A 19,987-nucleotide genomic window follows, 5' to 3' on the forward strand; every position below is an offset into this window, starting at 1 on the left:
CCTTGGCGATGTGTGTCGGGGATCGCGGTCGATGCGTATGGGTTGGTGGTCAGTTGCATGCGTTTTGGGCTTTGGGGGCATATCGGCTGACTTGGATCGGTTGGCTTCGGGGCGTTGCGGATCGTAATGGGGTGGTTGTGGAGGGTGAGGGGGGTGTCCGGGGTGCGTGGGTTCTGAAGATCGGTGAGTGCTGAAACAGGTGATGTTCTCGGGGCGGCGGCGGGCTGTCAGTGGGGCGCCCTAGACTCGGAGAGCGATGAGCAGCCTCTTTGACGACAGCTTCCTGGCGGACCTCCAGGCCCCGCGGGCCCATGCGGACGAGCATCCGCCGCCGCCCGAGGACGAACACGCTCCGGAGCCGGTTCCGGACGATCTGTTCGGCGGGAAGTTCGACGTGCCGCCGGACCGGGACGACTACTACCGCGACGGCGCCCCGCGCCCGGCCCTGGATGCGGCAGCGCTGCTGGAGGGGCTGAACGAGAACCAGCGTGCGGCCGTCGTCCACTCCGGCGGCCCGCTGCTCATCGTGGCCGGTGCCGGGTCGGGCAAGACGCGTGTGCTCACCCATCGCATCGCGTACCTGCTGGCCGAGCGGAATGTGCATCCGGGGCAGATCCTCGCGATCACCTTCACCAACAAGGCCGCGGGTGAGATGAAGGAGCGCGTCGAGCAGCTCGTCGGCCCGCGCGCGAACGCGATGTGGGTGATGACCTTCCACAGCGCGTGCGTGCGCATCCTGCGGCGTGAGAGCAAGAAGCTCGGGTTCACTTCGTCCTTCTCGATCTACGACGCCGCCGACAGCAAGCGGCTGATGGCGCTCGTGTGTCGTGATCTGGATCTCGACCCCAAGCGGTTTCCGCCCAAGTCGTTCAGCGCCAAGATCAGCAATCTGAAGAACGAGCTGATCGACGAGGAGGACTTCGCCGCCCAGGCGACGGACGGCTTCGAGAAGACCCTCGCGCAGGCGTATGCCTTGTACCAGTCGCGGTTGCGGGAGGCCAACGCCCTCGACTTCGACGACCTGATCATGACGACGGTCAATCTGCTGCGCGCCTTCCCGGACGTCGCCGAGCACTACCGCCGGCGGTTCCGGCATGTACTGGTCGATGAGTACCAGGACACCAACCACGCGCAGTACGCGCTGGTGCGCGAGCTCGTCGGTACCAGTGAGCACCCCGTCGACGTGCCGCCGAGCGAGGCCGACATCCCGCCCGCCGAGCTGTGCGTGGTGGGTGACGCCGACCAGTCGATCTACGCCTTCCGGGGCGCCACCATCCGCAACATCCTCCAGTTCGAGGAGGACTACCCGGACGCGACGACCATCCTGCTGGAGCAGAACTACCGTTCCAGCCAGACGATCCTGACCGCCGCCAACGCGGTCATCGAGCGCAACGAGTCCCGGCGCCCCAAGAACCTGTGGACCAACGCGGGCGCGGGCGCGCGCATCACCGGCTACGTCGCGGACACCGAGCACGACGAGGCGCAGTTCGTCGCCGAGGAGATAGACCGACTGACGGACGCGGGCGATGCGAAGGCCGGTGACGTCGCCGTCTTCTACCGGACGAACGCCCAGTCCCGTGTCTTCGAAGAGATCTTCATCCGCGTCGGCCTGCCCTACAAGGTCGTCGGCGGGGTTCGGTTCTACGAGCGCAAGGAGGTCCGGGACGTCCTGGCCTACCTGCGCGTGCTGGCCAACCCCGAGGACTCGGTACCGCTGCGGCGGATCCTTAACGTCCCCAAGCGGGGCATCGGCGATCGTGCCGAGGCGATGATCGACGCGCTTGCACAGCGGGAGAAGATCAGCTTCCCGCAGGCGCTGCGCCGGGTCGACGAGGCGTACGGCATGGCCGCGCGGTCGACCAACGCCGTCAGGCGCTTCAACACGCTGATGGAGGACCTCCGTACGATCGTCGAGTCCGGCGTGGGGCCGGCGACCGTCCTGGAAGCGATCCTCGAACGGACCGGGTATCTGGCCGAGTTGCAGGCCTCCACCGACCCTCAGGACGAGACCCGCATCGAGAACCTTCAGGAACTCGCGGCCGTGGCCCTGGAGTTCGAGCAGGAGTCGGCTGAGGATGAGGCCTCCGGTGGACTCGCGGCCTTCCTGGAGCGGGTCGCGCTCGTCGCCGACTCGGACCAGATCCCGGACGAGGACGAGGACGGCTCCGGCGTCATCACCTTGATGACCCTGCACACCGCCAAGGGCCTGGAGTTCCCGGTCGTCTTCCTCACCGGCATGGAGGACGGCGTGTTCCCGCACATGCGCGCCCTCGGCCAGACCAAGGAGCTGGAGGAGGAACGGCGGCTCGCCTACGTCGGCATCACGCGCGCGCGTGAGCGGCTGTATCTGACGCGCTCGTCGATGCGAAGTGCGTGGGGGCAGCCCTCGTACAACCCGCCGTCCCGCTTCCTGGAGGAGATCCCGGCGGCGCACGTGGACTGGAAGCGGACGGGGGCGACCTCGCCCGTGTCCTCCGGTCCGGCGGCCGGCGTGGCGGCCTCGCTGTCCTCGTCCCGCTCGCGCTCCTCGGCGTCGGGGGCGTCCGGGTTCGCCACCCGGCGGACCTCGGAGAAGCCGGTCGTCCAGCTGGCGGTCGGGGACCGGGTCACGCACGACCAGTTCGGGCTCGGCACCGTGACGGCGGTCAAGGGCACGGGTGGGAACGCCGAGGCGACGATCGACTTCGGGGACACCAAGCCGAAGCGGCTGCTGCTGCGGTATGCGCCGGTGGAGAAGCTGTAGCGCTCACAGGTGTGCGCCCTCGCTGAGCTGTTGAGGAGCGGGGGCGCCTGAGCGCACAAGGCAGTTGGCGGGTTGCCGGGGAAGTCGGCCGGTCGCCTACGACGGATCCAGGCCGTGGCTGCGCAGCCAGGACAGTGGGTCTATCGCCGAGCCGCCGCCCGGTCGCACCTCGAAGTGCAGGTGCGGGCCGGTCGAGTTGCCGGAGTTGCCGGAGTACGCGATGGGGTCGCCGGCCTTCACCGTCGTACCGGAGGCGACACGGTAGCTGGAGAGGTGGCAGTACCACGTCTCCGTGCCGTCCTTCGCGGTCACGATCATCATGTTGCCGTAGGCGCTGTTCCACTGCGTGCGGACGGTGCCGTCGGTCGCGGCCATGACCGTCGTGCCGTACGAGACGGGGAAGTCGATGCCGCTGTGGATGGACATCCAGTTGATGCCGGACTGGCCGAAATAGGCGCTGAGGCCGTGCTGTGCGACCGGCACCGCGAACTTCGGGCGCAGCCGCTCCTTGCGGGCCGCCTCCTCGGCGGCCTTCTTCTTCTCGGCCACCTGCTGGGCCTTGAGGTCGATGCGCTCCTGCGTGCGGCTGGCCCGGTCGGCGAAGTCGTCGGCGCCGGCGGAGAGGCTCTCGAGCTGGGTGTCCAGCTTGTTGTTCGCGGTGGACGGCTTCACGGCCTCGCCGTCCGAGGCCAGCGTGGAGGACGCTTCCTTGTCGCCGGTCAGGCTGCCGACGGAGGCGGCGGCGATTCCCGCGACACCCATCACGCACGCCGAGGGCACAGCCACGGTCAGGAGCGCGGAGCGCTTGGGGGGCGTGCGGCGGCGGGAGCGGGACCCGCTGCGGGAGGCGGCGCGCGGGGCGGGAGCCGGAGCGGTCTCCTCCTGGCCGTCGAGGAGGGGCGTCACGGCGGGGAGTTCGCCGGTCGCGGTCAACTCGGCGTCGCCCTGGACGGGGGCGTCGTACGCCGTGGGGTCCAGGTGCTCGAAGTGCGCGGTCGCCTGCTGATCGAAGGATTCTGCTGAGTGCTCGTACTCGTCGATCGTCTGCGAGGTGGCCTCTACGCCGCCGTCGGAGTTCCACTGCGTGGCGTCGTACGCGCCCGTGTCGAAGGCCTGCGTACCCCATTCCCAGTGCTGGGTCTGGTCGGCCGGGGCGCCGGACTGGTCGGGCTGGAGCCAGGCGTTCGCGTCCCACTGGCCCGAGGTGTCGTGGCCGACTGCCTGCTGCGGGACGAAGGCGAGCCGCTCGTGGTCGGTCGTCCAGGCGGTGGTGTCGTACGCGCCGGTGTCGTAGGCGGCGTGGTGCTGGGCCGCGTAGGCGTCGTAGTTCACGGTGTGGTGGCTGCCCGTCGACCACTGCGTGGTGTCGTACGCGCCCGTGCTCTCGCCGGGAAGGCTGCCGAACAGGGGGTCCGCGTCGAAGGTCGTGGTGGCGTGCCCGGTGGCGCCGAATCCGGTGGCGTCGTAGGTGCCGTACGTGGTGGAGTCACCGTACTGGGCTTCCTGGGCGCCGTACGACGCGTAGTGCGCCGAGGCGGCATCGGAAGCCGAAGTCGGAGAGGTCATGGTCCCCGACGGGTGACGATCGTTCACCAACTTCTCTCTCGCCTCGACAACAGGGGCTGCCAGAGCAGTGCGGCGACTGTACCCGGCGGTATGCGGGCACGACAATCTTCGGCAGGTTTCGCGCGCGCAGGAAACGGGCATTCGGCCGTGTTTTGGCGGACTGCGGGCGTGAGTTTGGCCTTGTGTTCGAAGATTGTTCGACGTTTGGTCAGCTGTCCTGAGGCCGTGCGGCGAGTGCGATCAGGTCGTCGGGCGACTGTCGGGCAGCTCTCGGGCGCGGCCGGCGGGATGGTGCGGGATGGCTACGCCACTGTCAGGCCGCCGGTCTGTGCGGTGGCCTCGGCTCCGGTTCGTGCGGAGTCGAGGGCCTGCCGGATCCCGGTTGCCACGGCGGGGTGCACGGGCAGGGCGAGGTGTCCGATGCCGGTGACGCGGACGTTCTGCGCCATCAGGTCCGGGTGGTCGATGCAGGCCGTCTCCAGCGGGTCCATCAAGTGGTCGAGGTCGCTCCAGAAGCTCACGAAATGGGTACGGCAGCCGGGCGCGGGAGCCGCCAGTTTCTCCAGGACCGGTGAGCCGGGGCGCATCTGACGCACGATCGGGTGCGCGTTCGCCAGCGGGACGACGCGGGTGCCGGAGTGCGGCGTGCCGAGCGTGACGAGGGTGCGGACCCTGACGTCGCCGCCGAGACACTGCACGTAGTAGCGCGCTATCAGCCCCCCGAGGCTGTGCCCGACGACGTCCACCTGCCTGCTGCCGGTCCGCTCGCAGATCCCCTCTATGTGCCGGCCGAGCAGTTCGGCGGCGGTGCGGATGTCGCAGGTCAGCGGGGAGTAGTTGAGCGACTCGACCTGGTGCCTGCCGTGCTGGGCGAGGCTGCGGCGCAGCAGGACGAAGACGGAGCGGTTGTCGATGAAGCCGTGCAGCAGGACGACGGGGGGATTGGTCTCCGTCGGCAGCTGGGCCGTGTCCTGCGTGGGGAGCTGTGGGGTGGTCCGGCGCTCCTGTGCGATGCCCGAGGGGTAGAGCAGCACGTGGCCGGCGAGGATCGCGAGCTCGAGGGCGGTCGCCTTCAGCAGGGCCAGGGAGAGGCCGGCGAGACTGCTCGGAAGCAGGCGTCGGCAGAGTGGGAGAAAGGGGATTACTGCCCCGGTGACCTTCATGGCCGACCTCCTTGCGGCACGCAGGAGGACGGCTCCGGCCCCCGTGTGCCCTCATGGGAAGTCGCGGTGGAGGTGGCCGGCGAGGCACGAGGAAGGCGCGTGGGGTGAGCGAGGCGCGTGAAGTGAGTCGGTCGGGTCGGCCACGGTGCACCGATGACCTGACGGGGCTCCCTGCCGGTGTGGCGACGAGGCTCCCCGCTGTCGTGCCTTACCTGCCCTACGTGCCCTTCGTGCCACCGTCGGTGCACCGCACCGCCACGTCGCGCGGCCTGCGGCGCGGTGGTGCGGCGACCTCGTTGCGGCTCCCGTTGCGCTTGGTCCCGCTGCGACGCTTGTACCGCAGACCGCTGCGGCGCGTGTGCCGCAGAGATATGGAACGGTGCGCGGCGAACGTGTCCCACCGTGTGATTTCCCCCTCGCTCTGCACCGCGAAACTGCCGGTTGCGGGATGCTGGAGATAACGTTCGTTTACTTGCCCGGGCGGTGTGGCCCGGGACGTCCGTGCCGTGCGGGTGCGTCCGGTGCTGTGAGCGGCGGAAAAGTGCGATACGCACACCATGTATGACATGTGCGGCGAGTGCGGCATAACTCATATGTGAGCGGTGCTTGTCGGTACGGATGGATGTAGTCGCTTCATGGAGGCAGTGATGGGTGTGGCAGCCGGTCCGATCCGCGTGGTGGTGGCCAAGCCTGGGCTCGACGGCCATGATCGAGGGGCCAAGGTGATCGCGCGGGCGCTGCGCGACGCCGGTATGGAGGTCATCTACACCGGGCTCCACCAGACTCCCGAGCAGATCGTCGACACCGCGATCCAGGAGGACGCCGACGCGATCGGCCTGTCCATCCTCTCCGGCGCCCACAACACCCTCTTCGCCGCAGTGATCGACCTCCTCAAGGAGCGCGACGCGGAGGACATCCTGATCTTCGGCGGCGGGATCATCCCCGAGGCGGACATCCCCCCGCTGAAGGAGAAGGGTGTCGCGGAGATCTTCACGCCGGGGGCGACGACTCAGGCGATCGTGGACTGGGTGCGGGCGAACGTGCGTCAGCCGGCGGGAGCGTAGGGCGCTGCTCGGCGCGGGTGCGCGGGTTCGCGGGTTCGTCGGGGTGGCCGCTGGCTGGGGGTTCCGCCCCCAGGCGTCCTTTCGGCCTGAACGGCCTCGTCCTCAAACGCCGGCCGGGCTGGATTCGGCCGGGCTGGACGGCGTCAGCTCGTCGATCATGGCCGCCCGCAACCGCAACGTCGTGACCAGCCGCTGGAACGCTTCCGCCCAATAACCCCCTGCCCCCGGAGACGCGTCCTCCGGCTCGTCCGGTACCGCCAGCAGGCCGTCGAGGCGGTTTGCCTCGGCCGGGTCGAGGCAGCGCTCGGCCAGGCCCATCACTCCGCTGAAACTCCATGGATAACTCCCCGCGTCCCGCGCGATGTTGAGCGCGTCGACCACCGCCCGCCCGAGCGGCTCCGCCCAGGGCACGGCGCAGACTCCGAGCAGCTGAAAGGCCTCGGACAGGCCGTGCGTCGCGATGAACCCGCCGACCCATTCGGCCCGTTCGGCGGGACTCAATGTGCCGAGAAGCTTTGCGCGCTCGGCCAGGGATACCGCACCCGGACCGCCGGCTTCCGGGGCCGAGGGCGACCCGAGAAGTGCCCTGGCCCACGCGCTGTCCCGCTGGCGCACCGCCGCCCGGCACCATGCCGCGTGCAGCTCGCCCTGCCAGTCGTCCGCCACCGGCAACGCCACGATCTCCCGAGGCGTGCGTCCGCCGAGCCGTCCCGGCCAGGTGCCGAGCGGCGTGGCCTCCACCAACTGGCCGAACCACCACGACCGTTCACCCCGCCCCGCCGGGGCCTTGGCCACGACACCGTCGCGCTCCATGCCCGCGTCGCACTCGTGCGGTGCCTCCACGGTGATCGCCGGGGCCTCGCCGGCGTGATCGAGGGCGACGCATGTCCCGGCCCGCACCGCCATCCGCGCCGCGAGTGCCGAACCCGGCAGCGCCGACAGCAATTCCGCTGCCGTCGCGCGGACATTGCGGCTCCGGTCGGCCAGCGCCTGCTCCAGGAACTGCTCGTCCTGGGGGCCCAGACCACTGCGCAGCGAGTCGAGGAACATCAGCCGGTCCTCGGCCCGCTCGGTCGCCCACGTCGTGGCCAGCAGCTCGCGCGCGGCAGCGGGATCACCCGCGCGTATCGCGGAGAGCAGGGCGACCCGCTCGGCGAACAGCCCCTCCTGCCAGAGCTGCTGGACTTCGGCCGGGTTGTCCAGGTGGGGCAGTGACGCGCCGCCGCCAGGGGTCGCGCGCAGGGCGAACCGCCAGTCCGGGTTCAGTCGGGCGAGCCACACCGCCCGCGGGCCGGCGAACGTCAGCGCCGCCGGGCGCAGGTCCGTCCGGCCCCGCGCCGCGTCCAGCAGCGCGGGCAGCAACTGCGGGGGCGGTGCGAAGCCGCGGTCGTTCGCCGTCGCGAGCCATTGGGGCAGCAGCTCCATGAGGTCCGGCGCCGTGCCCCTACGGCCGCCGCCCGCGCCGGGGCGGTCGGTCAGCAGCATCGCCAGCCTGCGGGTCGCCGCCGTGGGCAGTGCGGGGCGAGGGTCCTCGGGAGCCGGCCGCGGCCGCCGCGCCGCCCGGGCCGGCCGCAGCCCGGCACGCCGCCGTACGGTCTGCAAGGCCGCCGTGTCGAGCAGCGCCAGCGGTGCTTCCTGGCCCGGTGCGCAGCCGGGAGGCGTACGCCGGTCCGTCCCGAGCAGCGCCGCGGTGACGAGTTCCTCCCAGGCGCTGGGCGGCGAGTCCACGGGAACCGAGGGGCTGTTCATCAGGGTCGTTCCTCTCTGCCTTCGTGCTGGGTGCTGTGGGGTGGGGCAGGGGCATTGGAGGAGTCGGGTGGCGCTGGGGGAGGGGCGGGTGCGCGGAGCCGGGTGGCCCGGAGGGAAGGGCGAGTGCGCGGAGCCGGATGGCCCGGAGGGAAGGGTGAGTGAGGGGGCCCGGGTGGCCCCGCGGGAGGGGCGGGTGCGCGGAGCCGGTGGTGCTCAGCACAGCTGGAGCGCGCGGAGCCGGTGGCGCTCAGCACAGCTGCACCACTTCTCCCTGTCCCTCTGGCCAGGCCGTCAGCGGGGTGAAGCCGCGGTGGCCGCACTCGCCGAACACCTTGACCGGCGCGCCGCCCGACAGCGCGACCAGGCGCCACAGGCCCGGGCGGGCACGGTAGGCCGGGGTCAGTGGCAGAGCCGAGTCCGAGTCGGCGTCTGCCAGTTGCCACGAGTCGCCGTCCGGGGTCGGTACGACCCGGTCCAAGGTCACCGGGACGGAGTCCAGCCACGGGTCGTCACGGAGCGCCTCGCCGTATCGTGCGGTCGCCTCGGTCGTCGTCACACCCGGCGGCCGTATGACCGCGGGCGACGGCGGTGCGAACTGCTCGCCCAGGGCCGCCCGCAGCTGCCCGGCACCCGGGTACGCCGACACCTCCGCCTCCAGGGCCAGCCCCACCGGCAGCGCGAGCTCCGGGGCGCGGCCGGCGGCGCCATAGGAGAGGAGCAGCGCGGTGCGGCCCGACTCGGCGCCGTACAGCCATATCCGGCGCGTCGTCAGCTTCGTGTCCGCCGTGTCGTACTGGGCGAGGACCAGCCAGCGGTCCCGGACCGGCGGGCCGTCCGCCGAGGCGGGCAGACCGATGCGGGAGCGGACCGTGTCCCCCAGGGCGCCGGGCAGGCCCTCTCGACGCAGCCAGCCCTGGTCCAGGAGGTGGAGAAGCGCGCACTCCTCCAGCAGACGCACCGGCCAGCCGGGGCCGGACGCCGGGATCGCGCCCAGCTCCCGCACCCGCGCGGCCAGTCCGGGCGCCTGGGCGTCGACCATGCGGGCCGCCGTCTCCTCCCACAGCCCGTACCCCGCCTGTTCCGCGCCGGCCAGGCCACCGCGCAGCAGGTCCGCCAGGCGCTGCTCCAGCTCCGTCGCCCCCGCCGTGACGCGCACGGCCCGGCGCTCCGCACGACGCCGCGCCGCCTCCGGATCAGCGGACGCCGTCGAGGAACCGGAGGCACCCGCCGTCCGCTTCTCGTCAGCGCGCTGCCTTCTCCCCTTTATCCACTCCTCCGCCCAGTCCGGCGGCTGCTGCGCCGGCGGCACCGCACCTTCGCCACCCGCCCAGAGCAGCAGCAGCCCGAGCGCGTGCTTGCACGGGAACTTCCGGCTCGGGCAACTGCACTTGTACGCGGGCCCGGACGCGTCCGCGATATCGATGACCGTCTGATACGGCTTGCTGCCACTGCCCTTGCACAGCCCCCACACCGTCCCCTCGTCGGAACTCCCCGCCTCGGACCACGGCCCTGCCGCGCCGAGTTTGCTTCCCGCTTTGCGTGATGCGGCGTCAGGTGCCAGTGCCAGCACCTGGTCCGCGGTCCAGCGCACCCCCTGCTGAGTCATGCCATCGAAGGTAGATCCCACCACTGACAATCGGCCCGGGCGGCCAGCCCGCGAACGGCCCCGCCAGGGTGTTTGCGCAGGTCGGAACGCATTGTCAGTGGCGTGGTGCAACGTGGGTGCCAGATCCGAAACGGCTGAACCGGCCGAGCTGGAGGGGGACTTTGCCATGTCTGTTTCCGTAGCACCGAAATCCGTCGAAGCGGGGGAGACGGAAGCGGCCGAGGTGTTGCGACCGCACGCCGAGAACGCCTTCGCCCATGAACTCGCCGCGCTCGCCGAACAGGATGACCGCCCGCGCCCGACCCGCTGGAAACTGTCGCCGTGGGCGGTGGCCACGTACCTGCTCGGCGGCACGCTGCCGGACGGCACGGTGATCACACCGAAGTACGTGGGCCCGCGCCGCATCGTCGAGGTCGCCGTCACCACGCTCGCCACGGATCGCGCTCTGCTCCTGCTCGGCGTGCCCGGCACCGCGAAGACGTGGGTCTCCGAGCACCTCGCCGCGGCGGTCAGCGGCGACTCGACGCTGCTGGTACAGGGCACGGCGGGCACGCCGGAGGAGGCGATCCGGTACGGCTGGAACTATGCGCAGCTGCTCGCACACGGGCCGAGCCGTGACGCCCTGGTACCCAGCCCCGTCATGCGGGCGATGGCGGAGGGGATGACCGCGCGGGTCGAGGAGCTGACCCGTATCCCGGCTGATGTGCAGGACACGCTGATCACGATCCTGTCGGAGAAGACGCTGCCGATACCGGAGTTGGGGCAGGAGGTGCAGGCGGTCCGCGGCTTCAACCTCATCGCCACGGCAAACGACCGCGACCGCGGGGTCAACGACCTCTCCAGCGCCCTGCGCCGCCGCTTCAACACGGTCGTGCTGCCGCTGCCGGCGAGCGTCGAGGCCGAGGTGGACATCGTCTCCCGGCGCGTCGACCAGATCGGCCGCTCCCTCGATCTGCCGGCCGCTCCCGACGGCATCGACGAGATCCGCCGCGTCGTGACCGTCTTCCGCGAGCTGCGCGACGGGGTGACCGCCGACGGCCGCACGAAGCTGAAGTCGCCGAGCGGCACGCTGTCGACGGCCGAGGCGATCTCCGTCGTCACCAACGGCCTCGCCCTGGCGGCCCACTTCGGCGACGGGGTGCTGCGCTCCGGCGACGTCGCCGCGGGCATCCTCGGCGCCGTGGTCCGCGATCCGGCGGCCGACCGGGTCGTCTGGCAGGAGTACCTGGAGGCGGTCGTGCGTGAGCGGGACGGCTGGACCGACTTCTACCGGGCGTGCCGGGAAGTGAGCGTGTGAACGAGGACGACCTTGGGTGGGGTCGCCCGGGCGGTGGGTCGAAGTCGGGTGGCTCCGTGGCGGCGGATTAGGGGTCGGGATGGTCGGGGGTGGTCGGGGTGGCGTCAGGTCGTGGTCCGGCGGGTGGGGTGGGCGGCGTCGTCCGGCGGCCGTGGGCGGGCGGGGGAGGTTCCTGTGAGGGGTGACGAGATGCGTCGGGAGCTGGGCGCGGAGGTGCGGTCGGCGTACGCGGCCGTGTGGGCGGCGGCAGTGTCGGACTGTCGGGGATCGAGGGGGACGGTGTGACTGGCGTGGACAGGTCCGGCGGCGAGAGGCGGGGTGTCGGACCGCTACTGCTCGGCGTACGGCATCACGGGCCCGGGTCGGCGCGGACGGTGCGGGCGGCGTTGGACGCGGCGCAGCCTCGGGTCGTGCTGATCGAAGGGCCACCGGAGGCCGATGCCTTGATCGCGCTCGCCGGTGACGAGGACATGCGACCGCCGGTCGCCCTCCTTGCCCACGCCGTTGACGAGCCCGGCCGCTCGGCCTTCTGGCCGATGGCTGAGTTCTCCCCGGAGTGGGTGGCCATCCGCTGGGCCCTGGAGCACGGGGTCCCGGCTCGCTTCATTGACTTGCCGGCCACGCACACGTTGGCGTGGGAGAGGGATGAGGAGTCGGCGTCCGTTGATGAGGGCGGGGGGCCGGCGCCCGCTGACAAGGACGCGGGGCCGGCCCCCGCCGACAGGGGAGCCGATGAGCCTGACGGGGAGCGGGCAGACGGGAGCGGCCCCGGTCTCGCCGTTGACCCTGGCTCCGACGGCCCCGGCCCCGGCGCAGACGTCCGGGTCGACCCCCTTGCCGTACTCGCCGATGCCGCTGGTTACGACGATCCCGAGCGGTGGTGGGAGGACGTCGTCGAGCACCGGGGGCTGGGAGACGGGGACGCGTTCGCGCCGTTTCTCGGGCTCGAAGAGGCCATGGGGGCGTTGCGGGAGGCGTACGGGAGCGGGGGGCATGAGCGGGATCTCGTGCGGGAGGCGTATATGCGGCTCCAAATTCGGGCCGCACAGCGGGAGTTCGCGGATGACGTGGCCGTGGTGTGCGGGGCGTGGCATGTGCCCGCGCTGCGGCAGAGGAGCACCGTGGCCGCCGACAAGGCGCTGCTGAAGGGGCTGGCCAAGGTCAAGGCCGACATGACCTGGGTGCCGTGGACGAACCGGCGGCTGGCCCGGGCCAGCGGGTACGGGGCCGGGATCGACTCGCCGGGGTGGTACGGGCACCTCTTCGGCGCACCGGACCGGCCGGTCGAGCGGTGGATGACCAAGGTGGCCGGGTTGCTGCGGGACGAGGACCAAATCGTGTCCTCGGCGCACGTCATCGAGGCCGTGCGGCTGGCGGAGACGCTGGCGGCGATGCGCGGACGCCCGTTGCCGGGGCTGGGCGAGATGACCGACGCGGTGCGGGCGGTGATGTGCGAGGGCTCGGACGTGCCGCTTGCGTTGGTGCGCGATCGGCTGGTCGTGGGGGACGTGCTCGGGGAGGTGCCGCGGTCGGCGCCGACGGTGCCGTTGCAGCGGGACCTCGACCGGATCCAGCGCCGGTTGCGGCTCAAACCGGAGGCGCTGGAACGGGAGTTGGAGCTCGACCTGCGCAAGGAGAACGACGCCGAGCGCAGCAGGCTGCTGCACCGGCTGCGGCTGCTCGGCGTGGAGTGGGGTGAGCCGGTCGCGTCGCGGGGGAGTACGGGGACGTTCCGGGAGACGTGGCGGCTGCGGTGGGAGCCCGAGCTGTCCGTGCGGATCGCGGAAGCCGGGGTGTGGGGGACCACCGTGTTCGCGGCGGCCACCGCCAAGGCGGAGGCGGATGCCGTAGCGGCGCAGGGACTCGCCGATGTCACCGCACTCGCCGAGCGCTGTCTGCTGGCCGAACTGTCGGACGCACTGCCTGCGGTGATGCGGATCCTGGCAGACCGGGCGGCTCTCGACGCCGACGTCGGCCATCTCGCCCAGGCGCTGCCCGCGCTGGTGCGGTCCCTGCGGTACGGCGATGTGCGAGGCACGGACACCAGGGCGCTCACAGAGGTCGCCGCGGGGCTCGCCGAACGCATCTTCGTCGGACTGCCCCCGGCCTGTGCCGCGCTGGACGCGGACGCCGCCGAGGAGATGCGGCGCCATGTGGACGCGGTGCATGGGGCGTTGGGGTTGCTGGGAGACGCAGTGGCGTCGGCGCGGGGCGGGGGCGAGGACGCCGTGGAAGGCCCCGGTACTGCTCCGGGCGACTCGACCGCGCTCGGGCATGGCGACCTGCGCAACCGTTGGCACGGGGTGCTTCGGGTGCTGTCCGTGCGGGACACCGTGCCCGGTGTCATCAGGGGGCGTGCGGTGCGGTTGCTCCTGGACGACGGGGAGTTGGTGCAGGAGGAGGCGGCCCGGCTGATGGGGCTTGCCTTGTCGCCGGGGACGCCGCCGGGGGACGCGGCTGCGTGGATCGAGGGGTTCGTCGGCGGTGGTTCCGGCGGCGGAATGCTGCTGGTGCACGACGAGCGGCTGCTCGGGTTGGTCGATGCGTGGCTGACCGGCGTGTCGGCGGAGGCGTTCACGGATGTGTTGCCGCTGCTCAGGCGGACGTTCTCGGCCTATGAGGCCGGGGTGCGGCGGACCTTGGGCGAACTGGTCCGTCGTGGTCCGGGGCAACGGGGGAGCAGGGAGGCCGGCGGATCCGGCATACCCGGCTTCGGCGCCGAGCTCGATGTTGAGCGAGCGGATGCCGTGGTGCCGGTGGTGCGGTTGCTGCTGGGACTGGACCGGGTGGAAGAGGACGCCGAGAGCGACGTCGGCGCGAACAGGCTGGTGGGGGCTACAGGATGACGACTGGCGGAGTGACGGAGCCGAGGGAGCGCGCCGGAGTGGTGAGGGCCGGCGGGCCCTCGCGCGGGTACGTGGCGCAAGGTCGGCGGACGACCACGAGCGTGCCGGTGATGCCGCTGTGGGAGCGGCCTCGTGAAGGAGCATGCCGATGACGACCGAGGCGATGGATCCGGCCCGGGAGCGGCTGCGGCGGTGGCGGATGGTGCTGGGCGGGGACAACGCCGACGGCACCGGGTGCGCGCTCTCCGGGAAGGACGCGGCGATGGACGGGGCGCTCACTGCTCTCTATGGCAAGGGGGACAAGTCTCAGACCGGGAAGGACCGTTCGGCGGGACTCGGGGCGTCGGCGCCATCCGTGGCGCGGTGGCTCGGGGACATCCGGACGTACTTCCCCTCCTCGGTCGTGCAGGTCATGCAGCGGGACGCCATCGACCGGCTCGGGCTGTCCACGCTGCTGCTGGAGCCGGAGATGCTGGAGGCGGTGGAGGCGGACGTGCACCTCGTGGGCACGCTGCTCTCGCTCAACAGGGCGATGCCGGAGACCACGAAGGAGACGGCACGCGCTGTCGTGCGCAAGGTCGTCGAGGACCTGGAGAAGCGGCTCGCCACCCGCACGCGGGCCACTCTCACCGGGGCTCTCGACCGCAGTGCCCGTATCAACCGGCCGCGCCACCACGACATCGACTGGAACCGCACGATCGCGGCCAACCTCAAGCACTACCTCCCGGAGTACCGGACGATCGTGCCGGAGCGGCTCATGGGGTACGGGCGGGCGTCGCAGTCCGTGAAGAAGGAGGTCGTTCTCTGCATCGACCAGTCGGGGTCGATGGCGGCGTCGGTGGTGTACGCGTCGGTGTTCGGGGCGGTCCTGGCGTCCATGCGGTCCATCAACACGCGGCTCGTCGTCTTCGACACCTCCGTCGTCGACCTCACCGATCAGCTCGACGACCCCGTCGACGTCCTGTTCGGCACGCAGCTCGGTGGCGGCACGGACATCAACCGGGCGCTCGCGTACTGCCAGTCCCAGATCACCCGGCCCGCGGAGACGGTGGTCGTGCTGATCAGCGACCTCTATGAGGGCGGTATCCGGGACGAGATGCTCAAGCGGGTCGCCGCGATGAAGGCGTCGGGGGTGCAGTTCGTGGCGCTGCTGGCGCTGTCGGACGAGGGGGCGCCGGCGTACGACCGGGAGCACGCATCCGCGCTCGCCGCACTGGGCGCACCGGCCTTCGCCTGCACGCCCGACCTGTTCCCGGAGGTGATGGCGGCGGCCATCGAGAAGCGGCCGATACCGGTCCCGGACACGGTGTGAGGGGGCGGGAAGGGGGACGAGGGGAGGGCCAAGAGGGCGAGAGGAGGGCGCCGGGAAGGCGAGGGGAGGATCAAGGGGGGCCACGAGAAGGGCACCGAGAAGGGGGCAGGGAAGGCGGCCGAGAAGGGGCGGGAAGGCGGCTGGGAGGGTCGAATAGCCCGGAATGACTGGCGATTTGTCGACCTGGTGACGCCCGACTTGGGCCGGCAAAACGGACATGAGGTGCATCGGTAGCGGAGGACTTGCGCACCATCGGGAGGGCCGTGCGAGTATCGGACGCCTGTTCAGCGGTGCGTCGCGCTCCGCTCGTCCGTACCGCGTCGCATCGACTCGCTGCTCATCACGCGTACTTCGTTCCGCCGCACGGGAGGACCCCCGTCTTGACTTGGCCGGCCACGTTGCCCGGTGCCGCTCTGCGTGTCCTGCGCGGTGCGGCTGGGTGGCGTGCGCTGCAGCTGGTCCTGCTGGTGGGCGGCGTCCTCGCGGTCGGGCTCCTCTGCGGAGAGCGGGCGTATGCGGCCGACGGGCTGTCGGTGGGGACGGCCGCGTCGTCGTCCTCGGGCTCGGCACCCTCCGCTGTCGTCGGGGCCACGGCTTCGGCGCCGGAAGATGAGCGGATCGGGACGTCGACGAGTGGCGCGGTCGGGCGGTTGGTGAGCGACCTGGCGGAGGCGGGAGCGCGCGCTGCGGCCGGCCCGGCAACGCCGGAGCCTCCGGCGAGTCCGCAGTCCCCGGCGACTTCGCCGTTCTCCCCGACTGCCCAGCCCCCGACTGTCCAGCCCCCGACTGTCCAGCCCCCGACTGCACAGCTCCCGGCTGCCAGTGGCCCGGGGCCCCAGGCTCCGCCTCCAGTTCCGGCTCACGGTGCCCCCGCTCCAAATGCGCCGGATCCCGGCGCCCAGCTGCCCCCCGGCCACGCTCCCGGCGGCCAGGGCAGTGTCGGCCAGGTTCGCGGTCAGGTCAGTGCCGGCCAGGCCAACACCGGCCGCGCCACCCCCGCCATCCCGCCCCCCACCGGCGACCAGGTCCTCCGTCCCGTGACCGAGCGTGTCATCCAGGGCGTGGGTCATCGCGTCGGCGAACCGGTCGTGGACGTGGTCGAGTCGGTGACCGGCGGATTGGCCGAGGTGCGGGCTAAGGTGCCGCCGTTGGCGTCGCTCCCCGGAGTGCCTGCGCTCCCGGCGCTGCCCGCTCTGCCGACGGCGCCCGCTCTGCCGACGGCGCCCGACTCGTCGGCGTGGCCGAGCTGGCCCAGCTGGCCCAGCTGGCCGGGACTGGAGTTCCCTGAATTCCCGCGTCCAGAGCTTCCCGGCGCCTTCCTTCCCGGCCTCCCCGACGCCCCGGGGCTCCCCGGTTTTCCCGCCGTGCCCGGGCAGACGTTGCCCGCGCCCGGCGCCGAGACACCCCACCCAGTCGCGGAGGTGCCCGGGTCCGTTGACGGGCGGGGTGCTGTGGGGCGTACCGGCAAGGAGACCGGCAAGGGCGTGGTCGTCGACCACGGCCCCCGGTCCGTCGCTGATGTCGCTGCGGCCCACTTCTCGGCGTCCAGCGGTGGTGCACGCGCGACCGCGCCTTCCCGTTATGCCCCCGTTCCTCATGCGCCGGTCGATCACCCGGGTGGTGTGCTGGGGAACCGTTCGGCGGGGGACAACAACTCGTCGCGGCACGGGGACGCGCACGCCGTCTCGCTGAACGAGCGGGCGCCGCTGCGGTTGGTGCCCGGCGCCGCCGCCCGCGTCGAGGCGGACGAGATCCAGGACAGGCACCGGGACATTCCGGTTTCCCCCGCTTAGGGCAGTGGCCCGGCCCGTCCGTCCGGAGACCCCTCCAATTCGCTGATGTTCCTTTGGACATCGGGACATCGGGACATCGCTGGACCTTCCCGGACGGAAGCCGCCGGAGCCGTACTCGGTACCGCTGGTTCGCAACTCCCCGGAACTCCCCGGACTGCGATCGGAGCCGGTGCCGCTATGTCCCCATTCCGTCCGAAGTCCCGGAGTTCCTTGGATCTCCGATCCTCCGGGGCCTTCGGAGCCCAAGATCTAGGGATCCGACGTACGTATGAACAAGAACATTCGCCGTTCGATCGTCATAGCCGCCGGTGTCACCGGCGCGTGGGCGCTCGGTTCGGCCGCCGCCGGCGCGGACGAGCTGCACGCTTCCACTCTCTCCGTACCGGACACGACCACCGACGCGACCGACGCGACCGACGCGACCGACGCGGCTGAGGCCGCCGGCGGTGCCGACGCCCCCGGGCTGCTCAGCGCGGTCACCGGCACCGTCGACGGCGTCGTCTCCGACGTGACGAACACCGTCACCGCCGTCACCAACGCCACTGACGGCGCCACCAGCGCGGTCGCCGAAACCGCCAGGACCGCGCCCGCGAACACGGGCGGCGCCGAGAAGGCCGCCAGGGGCACCACTGCCACCGCCACCAACGCCACGAAGGCCAAGGCAAGGACCGCCACCGAGGTCATCCAGGGTGCCAAGGCCGCCCGCGCGGACAAGGCGGCGGTACGGGCCGCCGCGCAGGCCGAGGCCAACGTCTCCGCGACCGCCGCCGCTGCCGTCACCGACCTCAGGAACGCACCCGAGGACACCCCGCAGCTCCCCGGCACCCCCGGCGCCCCTGGCACGATCGACTACCTCTTCGGCCCCCTCGCCGCCTTCGCCCCCGAGCTGGAGCAGGCGCTCGCCGCCACCCAGACGAAGCTGCAGGGCGCGGGCCGCACAGGGGTGGGCGCGCGAGACGTCGCCCGGGCCGCCGCAGCCGAAGTCCAGGGCAGGGTCACGGGGACGGCAACGGCCACGCAGGCCACCGCCACCGGCCGGGCCACCGCCGTCGAGGGCGCCGTCGAGGCCTCCGTCGCCGCCGTTCCGAGCCACGTCACCGGGACGGTCGACGGCACGGTCGGCGGCGTCGAGCAGCGGGTCGTCGGGACGGTCAGTGCCGTCCCCGGCACGGTCACCCCGGTCGTCACGCAGACCGTCCACGCGGTCGTTCCGCCGATCGCGACGCAGGCCGTGAACGGTGTGCTGCCCGTCGCCGGCCAGGCGGTCGAAGGCGTCGTCCCGACCGCCGAGCACGCCGTCTTCGGCGTCGTCCCCACCGCCACCCGCGCCGCGGCCGGGGTGACTCCGGTCGCCACGAACGCCGTGGACAGCGTCCAGTCGGTGGCCGGCGGTGCGGTGACCCGCGTGCGCCCGGTCGTCGGGCAGGCCGTGGACGGCGTCGTCCCCGTCGCCCGCGGCGCCGTGGCCGGGGTCAACCGGACCGCCGGGCACACCGTCGACGCCGCGACCGCGCTGGCGTACGGCGTCGTCGCCGACGTGCAGCCCGTGGCCGGGCAGACCGTCCGCGGCGTCCAGCCGGTCGCCGCCGATGCCGTGCAGGGGGTCCGGCCGGTCGCCGACGGGGTGGTCCAGGGCGTGCAGCCGACGGCCCACGGCGTGCTCGGCGACGTCCAGCACCTTGCCCACGGCACGGTCGGCGACGTCCGGCCCATCGCCTCCGGCGCCGTCGCCGACGTGCAGCCGGTCGTGCGGGGTGCCGCCACGGACGTAGCCGCGAACGCCACCGGTCTCGTCGGCCAGGTCACCGCGGACGTCACCGGTGCTGTCCTGCCGCCCGTCGCCGGCACCGCCGTGGACGGCGTCGTGCCGGTCGCCGGGCAGGCCGTCGCGGATGCCGGCGGGCTGGCCTACGGCGTGGTCGGCGATGTCCGGCCGTTCGCAGGCGGTGTCGTCGGGGAGGTCGACCCGCTCGTGCACGGGGTGGTGGCCGGGCAGGCCCTGCCCCTCGCTGAGGGCGTCACGGAGGAGGTGCCGCCGTTCGCGTACGGCGTCACCGGTGCCGTGCGTCCCGTCGTCGACACCGTCGTGGACACCGCCCGGCCGGTCGTGCGGGGCGTCGGCGGCAGCGCCACGACGCTGGCGTACGGCGTGGCCGGCGACGTCCACCCCTTCGCGGGCGGTGTCGTCGGCGAGGTCGACCCCTTCGTGCACGGCGTCGCCGGGCAGGCCGCGCCCTTCGCCGAGGACCTGACCGGCACGGTCCGCGACTCGGCGGGCCCGCTGGCCGGCAACGCCGCGGCCGGTGTGCAGCAGGTCGGCCGGTCGGTCACGCCGGACTACGCGCAGGACCTCCAGCGCGATCTGCGCAACGACGTCCGGCACGACCTCCCCCAGGGCGGCGCGTCCCGCATCTGACGCGCCGCTCCCCACCGACTCCGCGGGGCAGACGGCCCGGACGGCCGAAAGCCGTCGGCTGTACCGACCGGAACCCCGCGGACGGGCCGGGTGATCCCCATTGGGGTGGGGATCACCTGCCCAGAGCCCACCGGGGCGGCCCATTCGTGCCCCTACGGGCGGTTCAAGGGACCTCACCGGGTCAACCCCAACCCGGTGAGGTCCTTCCGTCTCGCCTTCGAGTGCCTCACAGTCGGCACGCCGTGCCAGTGATCCCCGCTGATCGCGGCATCATGTGACAGGTATCACCGCTCAGGTGTGACCCTCGATTTAGGGGCCTCCTTCAAGCAGAGATAACCTGCGAGACGGACATGCCGCGCGCTCGGACACCGTGTGCGCCTCCCTTGTGACAGCGGACGTCACGTTGCCCTTCGCGGCACGCCCACGCATCCA

General features: G+C 72.1%; 11 protein-coding genes. 7 read left to right on the forward strand and 4 right to left on the reverse strand.

The features are described 5' to 3' along the window. The first annotated feature begins 256 nt into the window (after positions 1–256). Positions 257–2,743 carry a DNA helicase PcrA gene (gene pcrA, locus ACZ7L5_RS38770; RefSeq protein ID WP_328879833.1) on the forward strand — a complete coding sequence of 829 codons (2,487 nt, stop codon included), beginning with the start codon at positions 257–259 and terminating at the stop codon, positions 2,741–2,743. 96 nt (positions 2,744–2,839) lie between these two features. On the opposite strand, the gene ACZ7L5_RS38775 is transcribed toward pcrA, so the two are convergent. Both ACZ7L5_RS38775 and ACZ7L5_RS38780 read right to left on the reverse strand, forming a co-directional pair. Then, positions 2,840–4,309: a M23 family metallopeptidase gene (locus ACZ7L5_RS38775; protein ID WP_471523055.1), complete on the reverse strand. Its 1,470-nt coding sequence runs from the start codon at positions 4,307–4,309 to the stop codon at positions 2,840–2,842. 302 nt (positions 4,310–4,611) lie between these two features. Beyond that, the gene (locus ACZ7L5_RS38780; RefSeq protein WP_471523057.1) at positions 4,612–5,472 is read right to left on the reverse strand and encodes a lipase family alpha/beta hydrolase; all 861 of its coding nucleotides are present in this window, start codon (positions 5,470–5,472) and stop codon (positions 4,612–4,614) included. 647 nt (positions 5,473–6,119) lie between these two features. On the opposite strand from ACZ7L5_RS38780, the gene ACZ7L5_RS38785 reads away from it, so the two are divergent. Next, positions 6,120–6,536, forward strand: a complete 417-nt coding sequence (locus tag ACZ7L5_RS38785) for a cobalamin B12-binding domain-containing protein (RefSeq protein WP_362385184.1) — start codon at positions 6,120–6,122, stop codon at positions 6,534–6,536. A gap of 102 nt (positions 6,537–6,638) precedes the next feature. Here ACZ7L5_RS38785 and ACZ7L5_RS38790 read toward each other — a convergent pair whose 3' ends face one another. Beyond that, positions 6,639–8,285: a DUF5691 domain-containing protein gene (locus tag ACZ7L5_RS38790; RefSeq protein ID WP_471523059.1), complete on the reverse strand. Its 1,647-nt coding sequence runs from the start codon at positions 8,283–8,285 to the stop codon at positions 6,639–6,641. 247 nt (positions 8,286–8,532) lie between these two features. Further along, positions 8,533–9,891: an SWIM zinc finger family protein gene (locus tag ACZ7L5_RS38795; protein WP_471523061.1), complete on the reverse strand. Its 1,359-nt coding sequence runs from the start codon at positions 9,889–9,891 to the stop codon at positions 8,533–8,535. A gap of 166 nt (positions 9,892–10,057) precedes the next feature. Here ACZ7L5_RS38795 and ACZ7L5_RS38800 point away from each other — a divergent pair, with 166 nt between their 5' ends. The 5 genes from ACZ7L5_RS38800 to ACZ7L5_RS38820 all read left to right on the forward strand — a co-directional run bounded on the left by ACZ7L5_RS38800 (position 10,058) and on the right by ACZ7L5_RS38820 (position 19,555). Continuing rightward, positions 10,058–11,188: an ATP-binding protein gene (locus ACZ7L5_RS38800; RefSeq protein WP_471523063.1), complete on the forward strand. Its 1,131-nt coding sequence runs from the start codon at positions 10,058–10,060 to the stop codon at positions 11,186–11,188. 281 nt (positions 11,189–11,469) lie between these two features. Then, positions 11,470–14,034, forward strand: a complete 2,565-nt coding sequence (locus tag ACZ7L5_RS38805; protein ID WP_471523065.1) for a DUF5682 family protein — start codon at positions 11,470–11,472, stop codon at positions 14,032–14,034. Positions 14,035–14,182: 148 nt separating this feature from the next. Continuing rightward, on the forward strand, positions 14,183–15,346 hold the full coding sequence (locus ACZ7L5_RS38810) for a vWA domain-containing protein (protein ID WP_471523067.1): 1,164 nt from the start codon (positions 14,183–14,185) through the stop codon (positions 15,344–15,346). 1,037 nt (positions 15,347–16,383) lie between these two features. Beyond that, positions 16,384–17,139, forward strand: coding sequence for a hypothetical protein (locus ACZ7L5_RS38815; protein ID WP_471523069.1), 756 nt, complete (start codon positions 16,384–16,386; stop codon positions 17,137–17,139). A 268-nt stretch (positions 17,140–17,407) separates the two neighbouring features. Continuing rightward, the gene (locus tag ACZ7L5_RS38820) at positions 17,408–19,555 is read left to right on the forward strand and encodes a hypothetical protein (RefSeq protein WP_471523071.1); all 2,148 of its coding nucleotides are present in this window, start codon (positions 17,408–17,410) and stop codon (positions 19,553–19,555) included. Positions 19,556–19,987: the final 432 nt, after the last annotated feature.

Source organism: Streptomyces sp. NPDC107528, from assembly GCF_055639295.1.